The organism is Bacillus sp. LL01 (genome assembly GCF_001037965.1).
This window is the reverse complement of record NZ_LFEL01000118.1, coordinates 1-5,369: the sequence shown is the minus strand read 5'-3', so window position 1 is coordinate 5,369 and position 5,369 is coordinate 1. Positions and strand designations below refer to the sequence as shown.

Here is a 5,369-nt window from a genome sequence, read left to right as displayed (position 1 = left end):
ACGCTCACCAAACCATTTCTCATATAAGTCAGCATATGTGCCATCTTCCATAAGAGTAGTAAGTGCTTCATCCGCTATATCACGAAGCTCAGATCCTTTTGGAAAAGCAATTCCGTATTCTTCACCTGTTAATGGTTCACCAATTGTTTTTAATTGGCCGCCACCTTCTGTAGAGGCATAATACTGAACGTTTGGAATGTCATAAATAACTGCATCAGCACGACCTTGAATGACATTCTGGTACGCTTCTGTAATTTGTGGAAATGCTTCAGGTGTGCCGCCTGTATTTTCACGGATATACGTTTCGCTAGTTGAGCCAGTACGAGTTGCTACTGTTTTACCATCTAGATCATCAACCGAATTAATCTCATCATTATCAGCTTGAACCGCAACAATCAATCCAGCTTCATAATAAGGTTGAGAAAAATCGATGTTTTCCTTACGTTCTTCTGTAATCGTCATACCAGCGATTCCGATATCAAAACGACCAGAACCAATCCCGGCAACAATTCCATCAAATTCCATCGCTTCAAATACAATATCGAACCCTGCCTCATCAGCAATAGCAGTCATTAGATCAATATCAAATCCAACAAGTTCTCCTGTCTCCTCATCAAGAAATTCAAACGGGACATAAGCATTGTCTGTTGCAACAACATAAGATTCTCTTTCAGCCTCGTCTGTTGTATCTTCTCCCTCAGCCTCACCACTAGTGTCTTCACTTGATCCACAGGCCGTGGCTACAAGTAATAGACCACCGAACAATATGGATTTCCAGTAACTCTTCTTCATCAAATTCCCCCTTTTTTATATAAGAGTCATATGTAGGATTGCTTAAGACTCTATGTTACAGAATTATAACATAAAATAAAATTTTCTGAAAATAATTAGTGGACTTATGATAAAAATGGTAAAGATATGTTTATTTCCAACGATTAGGCATGAAAATTCATACTTTTGTCCCAATTGGTCTCAAAAACTGATATATTAAAACTAGTAAGAAAAGGATGGTTGAATTCTGGCAGAAGAGGGTAGTTGAATGGACGCATGGTAAAATGAGCTTAACTGAGGATTAGGTGTGTATTAAAAAAGAAGTTAATTGAAGCAGAAGCTAATCATACTGTAGTAAATACTAAATAAAGAATGTATAAGTACCAAAGATGGAAAAGTTAGGGGGGAGCTAGTATGAATCTGTTCAAAGCTCATATTGTTCATCCGCATACTCAAATTCCATTGATCGTCTATTTCAATGAACGCGATGGGTATGTAACGTTTGAAAAAGATGAAGATGTTTWAAAAGTATTATTTGAATTGAAGGATGAATTAAGAGAAGATACGCTATTCCAAGTGAATCTTGAGCAAGCATCGAATATTTGTATGACTCAATATCCGGTAGATGATTTGTCCGGAGCGATCTTGTTTTTGACGAAGCTAGGTGTAGATGAGGCTGATGTAGAATTTAAACAAATGCTCATACATTAAAGAAGCAGATTCTTTATTTCTTATAGCGAAAGCCCCGTAAAAATTAAACTTTTACGGGGCTTTTTTAATAAATATTGATTAATCCTCATCAACTGGATAAACACCATTCTCATCATGCGTTTCTTTACCTGTGATAGGTGGGTTAAATACACAAACCATACGCATATCTGTTTTAGCACGTAAGAGATGCTCATCATGCTGATCTAACGCATAGATTTCATCTTTTTTAATTGGCCACACTTTATTATCTTTAAGTGTTTCTACTTCACCTTCACCTTCAATGCAATAAACAGCTTCAAGATGATTTTGATACCAGATATGTGTTTCAGTACCAGCTTTAATCACCGTATCATGTACAGAATACCCCATGCCATCTTTCTTTAGAAGAAGACGACGGCTTGTCCAGTTTTCCCCTTTTACTTCTTGTTCTGAACCGATAATGTCTTTAAGTGCTACTACTTTCATGTCCGAATACCTCCGTATTGTTAGTGTGAAATGTCTTAGTTGATATGGGGGGCTATGTTAGGCAATAACCCCCCTTGATAGGCCCTCTAAATTATGAAGGAACAACCTCAGATGCTTCGAGTGCTGTTTTAACACTCGCTTCTATGATTTCAAATCCTGCTTCTAGTCCTGCATCATCAATGATCAATGGTGGAAATAGCTTGAACACCTCATCTTTTGGTCCTGATGTTTCCATGATTAAGCCACGATTGAATGCTTCAGCGGCAATTTTTTCAGCTAAGCCATCTACTTTAGTTGCAATACCAACCATGTAACCACGACCGCGTACTTCACCTTTGACTTCAGGGTATTTATTTATAATCTCTTCTAAGAATGAGTAGATACGTTCAGATCGTCTTTGAATTTCACTCTCAAAGTTAGGATCTTTCCAGAACTCAAGAGCTTGAGTTGCTGTAATGAAAGCATGGTTGTTTCCACGGAACGTACCGTTATGCTCACCAGGTGCCCAGATATCAAGATCAGGACGAATTAAAGTGATGGCAAGTGGAAGACCATACCCACCAATAGATTTAGACATACAAACGATATCAGGCTTAATTCCAGCTTTCTCAAAGCTGAAGAATGTACCAGTACGTCCGACACCAGCCTGAACATCATCGACAATTAACAAAATGCCCCAACGCTTACAAATCTCTTCGATTCGTTGTAACCACTCGAATCTTGCAGCATTAATACCGCCTTCACCTTGGACTGTCTCGAGAATCATTGCAGCAGGGATCGCAACTCCACTACCACTATCTTCTAGGAAACGTTCGAGATACTCCAGAGTGTCGAGGCCATCGTTTACAAAGCTGTCGTAAGGCATTGTTACTGTATTTTGTAATGGAATTCCTGCACCTTTACGTTTGAAAGAGTTTCCTGTAACAGAAAGTGAACCAATCGTCATTCCATGAAAACCATTCGTGAAACTAATAATTTCTGTGCGTCCCGTTACCTTACGTGCCAGTTTTAATGCACTTTCAACTGTGTTTGTACCAGTTGGTCCTGGGAACATCACTTTATATTCTAGACCGCGGGGCTTTAAAATGACGTCATTGAAAGTCTCTAGAAACTCAGCTTTTGGAGCTGTCGCCATATCAAGTGAATGAGTTATTCCGTCACTCATAATATAATCGACTAACTTTTGCTTCATACTTTCTTCGTTATGACCATAATTCAAAGCACCGGCGCCAGAGAAAAAATCGAGATACTCCTTACCTGCCTCATCCCACATCTTATAGCCCTTTGCTTTTGTGAAAACAGTAGGGAAACTACGGCAATAACTTCTTACCTCAGATTCTAATTGAGAAAATATATTCATGTCAGTTTGTTTCATCGTTACTTTCTCCTCCTTTAAATAAATCCAACACCTTTAATTTGTGTGGGTATATCTTGAACTCGCAGGTAACTTGAGACATTGCTAAATACTTGATTACCGCAATGGTCCTATTCGAAACGTCAATTCTTCTTCGTGATTGTCACCAGGGAATAATTCTTCAGAGAAACAATCGAGAACTTCACAATTTGTATTGTGAACACGAGCTAATCTGCGGAACAGTGATTGTGACGCTTTGTTGGATGGGGTGACAGTGGCCTCTACATATCGAATATCCTTAGTACCTTGTCTTTGTACTAAATCATTTAACATTTGAGAAGCAAGGCCTTTTCCTCGTTGAGAGGGATCCACTCCAATTTGCCATACAAAAACGACATCTGGTTTAGTGGGAGGGATGAAAGCAGTGATGAAGCCAACTAATTTTTCTTCATCTTTGGCAACAACACATGTTTCTGCAAAAAAATCGCACATCATAATGTACTTATAAGCAGAGTTTTGATCCAATGTAGAATGGTTAACTAACTCCCACATTGCTGCTCCATCATTAACTGTTGGTTTTAAGAGGCTAATATGATTTGTTTTTTTAGCAGTTGTAGTTGCTTGTTGACTATTAATGTCAGTTTCCTCCTTAAAATATTCTTTTTGGTCCTCACTAATACGTATTTAATCATATGATGATGAGATAAGGATGGCAAACGAGCTTAACAAGGATTATTCCGCTTAAATAGGGCTTAGATGGGATGAAGGTAGGTAAGGGCTATGAAGGTTTTAAATACTACGCTATCGTTAAGTATTCTAACAAATTGATATTTTTAAAAAGTCAGAAAAAAGGAGGGTAAAAGTCATAAAMCCTTATAGCACAAAGGGTATGGAAGGTTTTATAACATGAAAAAACAGATAAGCGGAACAAAGCCGCTTATCTGTTCTTTTTGTGAAATTATTGTTGGTTCTTTTTAGAGCGTTTTCCAGCAGCCTTTTGTTGCTGTTGACGTTGTTGTTCGCTATGACCAGCAGGGTCCAATTCGTTAGCAAACTCAGCCTGATGTTGTTGCTGATGTTGTTGCATTTCTTGTTGTTGTTTGTTGCGGTTTTTCTTACCCATGATCAATTCCCCCTAAAGGTTGATATGTTAGACAAGCAAGTGCGTTGCTTATCTACCTATAGTATGGATGTGATCTGTTTAATTATTAGTGTTAGCTTTTGGAAGCTCTTCTTGCTGCGCGATCTGCTGCTCTAAATTCAGAGGCAAATCGAACTTCTTGAGCTTTACGTAATGTACTACGCTCTTCGGTAGCATGGCGCTTTTTACTTTCCATCTAAATCCCCTCACTTTCACTCATGGATAGTCATAGTGTGGGCAAAGAATAGGAAAGTAATCCATTAAGCTTCTTTTGCTTCAAATGAATGTGTATGTTGCAAGTCTTTTCTCATTAAGTGTAGGTGGTATTGATCCTTCTCTATTTGAAATAAATCATACACATCTGCTTGCTCATTTATTTGTTGATAAATATCGGGTCTTAGCTCATTGGCTAAAGTCGTGTATGGAAGCTTTGCTGCTGCTTTATGAAAACGGATATTTTCCTTTCTAATTCGCATAAAAACAGTTTGAATCTCACACTGAAAAAACAGCTCATCAAAGAAAGCATCTTTAGCTAATTGATTATAGCCTTTACCAAAGTATGGTTTGCCAATCCAAGTTCCTAAAAACCCGCTTTGGTTTGCCACATCAAATAAATTAATGGTACCAATCGGTTCGCCCCACTCGTCGACGATCGTTCGGGATATGAGTTCGCCGCGCTCCTCAGCTTCTATGGTTTGCTTTGTTAAGAAAGTAAACTCATCATAGGAAGAAGCTTTATGACGAACATATGGAAATACAGCCGGGTCAACCAACAGTTCGAACAAAGCATGAGAATCAGCGACGTCTCGTCTCTTTAAAATCACAAAAAGCCCTCCTTTTTAAAGAGGGCAGATGAGTTCTTCCACCCTCGAATTTAATATAATGAAGTATCAAATTCGGGGTGGGAATCGAACCCACTAGAACCAG

8 protein-coding genes are annotated in these 5,369 nt (G+C 38.5%); 1 reads left to right on the top strand and 7 read right to left on the bottom strand.

Going from position 1 to position 5,369, the window contains the following annotated elements; genetic code table 11:
• Positions 1 to 792, bottom strand: a 792-nt coding sequence (locus AB685_RS25885) for a glutamine ABC transporter substrate-binding protein (protein ID WP_053073960.1), incomplete at its 3' end; no start/stop codon positions are given.
• A 393-nt stretch (positions 793 to 1,185) separates the two neighbouring features.
• Between AB685_RS25885 and AB685_RS25880 the strand changes: the two genes are divergently transcribed.
• Positions 1,186 to 1,482: a hypothetical protein gene (locus AB685_RS25880; RefSeq protein WP_047973467.1), complete on the top strand. Its 297-nt coding sequence runs from the start codon at positions 1,186 to 1,188 to the stop codon at positions 1,480 to 1,482.
• Between the two features lie 78 nt (positions 1,483 to 1,560).
• On the opposite strand, the gene AB685_RS25875 is transcribed toward AB685_RS25880, so the two are convergent.
• The 6 genes from AB685_RS25875 to AB685_RS25860 all read right to left on the bottom strand — a co-directional run bounded on the left by AB685_RS25875 (position 1,561) and on the right by AB685_RS25860 (position 5,263).
• Positions 1,561 to 1,947, bottom strand: a complete 387-nt coding sequence (locus AB685_RS25875) for an ectoine synthase (RefSeq protein WP_047973466.1) — start codon at positions 1,945 to 1,947, stop codon at positions 1,561 to 1,563.
• A gap of 91 nt (positions 1,948 to 2,038) precedes the next feature.
• The gene (gene ectB / locus AB685_RS25870) at positions 2,039 to 3,322 is read right to left on the bottom strand and encodes a diaminobutyrate--2-oxoglutarate transaminase (protein ID WP_047973465.1); all 1,284 of its coding nucleotides are present in this window, start codon (positions 3,320 to 3,322) and stop codon (positions 2,039 to 2,041) included.
• Positions 3,323 to 3,418: 96 nt separating this feature from the next.
• On the bottom strand, positions 3,419 to 3,892 hold the full coding sequence (gene ectA, locus AB685_RS25865; RefSeq protein WP_277814314.1) for a diaminobutyrate acetyltransferase: 474 nt from the start codon (positions 3,890 to 3,892) through the stop codon (positions 3,419 to 3,421).
• 367 nt (positions 3,893 to 4,259) lie between these two features.
• On the bottom strand, positions 4,260 to 4,424 hold the full coding sequence (locus AB685_RS31860; RefSeq protein WP_198530591.1) for a hypothetical protein: 165 nt from the start codon (positions 4,422 to 4,424) through the stop codon (positions 4,260 to 4,262).
• A 91-nt stretch (positions 4,425 to 4,515) separates the two neighbouring features.
• A complete protein-coding gene (locus AB685_RS30635; protein WP_082153778.1) occupies positions 4,516 to 4,638 on the bottom strand; it encodes a YfhE family protein in 123 nt (40 codons plus the stop codon).
• Between the two features lie 64 nt (positions 4,639 to 4,702).
• On the bottom strand, positions 4,703 to 5,263 hold the full coding sequence (locus AB685_RS25860) for a GNAT family protein (RefSeq protein WP_047973468.1): 561 nt from the start codon (positions 5,261 to 5,263) through the stop codon (positions 4,703 to 4,705).
• Positions 5,264 to 5,369 lie beyond the last annotated feature (106 nt).

What these genes read in the sequence shown, in the direction of transcription:
- AB685_RS25875 (WP_047973466.1), bottom strand. Translation starts at nt 1,947, where the DNA reads ATGAAAGTAGTAGCACTTAAAGACATTATCGGTTCAGAACAAGAAGTA.
- ectB (WP_047973465.1), bottom strand. Translation starts at nt 3,322, where the DNA reads ATGAAACAAACTGACATGAATATATTTTCTCAATTAGAATCTGAGGTA.
- AB685_RS31860 (WP_198530591.1), bottom strand. Translation starts at nt 4,424, where the DNA reads ATGGGTAAGAAAAACCGCAACAAACAACAACAAGAAATGCAACAACAT.
- AB685_RS30635 (WP_082153778.1), bottom strand. Translation starts at nt 4,638, where the DNA reads ATGGAAAGTAAAAAGCGCCATGCTACCGAAGAGCGTAGTACATTACGT.